Origin of the sequence: Mycolicibacterium stellerae, assembly GCF_003719305.1 — a bacterium.
Taxonomy (GTDB): Bacteria; Actinomycetota; Actinomycetes; order Mycobacteriales; family Mycobacteriaceae; genus Mycobacterium; species Mycobacterium stellerae.
Window position 1 is genome coordinate 1 of record NZ_RARC01000076.1, and the last position, 1,488, is coordinate 1,488.

Below are 1,488 nucleotides of genomic sequence, written 5' to 3' on the forward strand. Positions count from 1 at the left end.
ACGATTTCGCATTGGATCGATAACAAGGCCTATCCGGGTAATGGTGGGTTGACGGCGCCGGTGACGAACCCGGCGACTGGTGAGGTGACTGGTCGGGTGGTTTTGGGCGGTGTGGAGGATGCCCGTGCGGTGATCGCCGCGGCGGCGGCGGCGTTTCCCGGGTGGCGCGACACGTCGTTGGCTAAGCGCACGCAGATTTTGTTCGCGTTTCGTGAGTTGCTCAACGCGCGTAAGGGTGAGTTGGCCCAGATCATCACCGCCGAGCACGGCAAGGTGGTCTCTGATGCGTTGGGTGAGGTGAGCCGCGGCCAGGAGGTCGTGGAGTTCGCCTGCGGGATCCCCCATCTGCTCAAGGGCGGGTTCACCGAGAACGCCTCGACGAAGGTCGACGTGTATTCGATCCGCCAGCCGCTGGGACCCGTCGCGGTGATCAGCCCGTTCAACTTCCCGGCGATGGTGCCGATGTGGTTCTTCCCGATCGCGATCGCCACCGGTAACACCGTGGTGCTCAAACCCTCGGAGAAAGACCCCTCGGCGTCGATCTGGCTGGCGCAGTTGTGGGCCGAGGCCGGTCTGCCGCCGGGGGTGTTCAACGTGTTGCAGGGCGATAAGACCGTCGTCGACGAGCTGCTGACCAACCCCGCGATCAAGTCGGTGTCCTTCGTGGGCTCCACCCCGATCGCCCAATACGTCTACACCACCGGCACCGCGGCCGGTAAACGGGTGCAGGCCCTGGGCGGGGCCAAGAACCACGCGGTGATCCTGCCCGACGCCGACCTGGACCTGGCCGCCGACGCGATGGTCAACGCCGGGTTCGGCTCGGCGGGGGAACGCTGCATGGCGATCTCGGCCGCGGTGGCCGTCGGCCCGATCGCCGACGACCTGGTCGCCAAGATCGCCGCACGCGCGGCCACCATCAAAACCGGCGACGGCACCGGCGACGCCGACATGGGACCGCTGGTCACCAAGGCCCACCGCGACAAGGTCGCGTCCTACATCGACGCCGGGGAGGCCGACGGCGCCAAGATCGTCGTCGACGGCCGCGACGTACACGCCGACGGTGGCCAGGACGGGTTCTGGTTGGGGCCCACCCTGATCGATCACGTCACCCCCCAAATGAGCGTCTACACCGACGAGATCTTCGGCCCCGTGCTCTCAGTGCTGCGCGTGGAGACCTACGACCAGGCCCTGGAGCTGATCAACGCCAACCCCTACGGCAACGGCACCGCCATCTTCACCAACGACGGCGGCGCCGCGCGACGCTTCCAAAACGAGGTCGAAGTCGGCATGATCGGCATCAATGTGCCCATCCCCGTCCCGATGGCCTACTACAGCTTCGGCGGCTGGAAAGCCTCCCTGTTCGGCGACACCCACGCCCACGGCGCCGACGGCGTGCACTTCTTCACCCGCGGCAAAGCCATCACCCAACGCTGGCTCGACCCCAGCCACGGCGGCCTAGAACTCGGCTTCCCCCAAAACAAGTGAGTG

General features: G+C 66.5%; 1 protein-coding gene. It reads left to right on the forward strand.

The annotated features are described in order from the left end of the window. Positions 1 to 1,485: CoA-acylating methylmalonate-semialdehyde dehydrogenase (locus tag D6M19_RS34015; RefSeq protein ID WP_327389850.1), on the forward strand; the 1,485-nt coding region annotated here is incomplete at its 5' end. Positions 1,486 to 1,488: the final 3 nt, after the last annotated feature.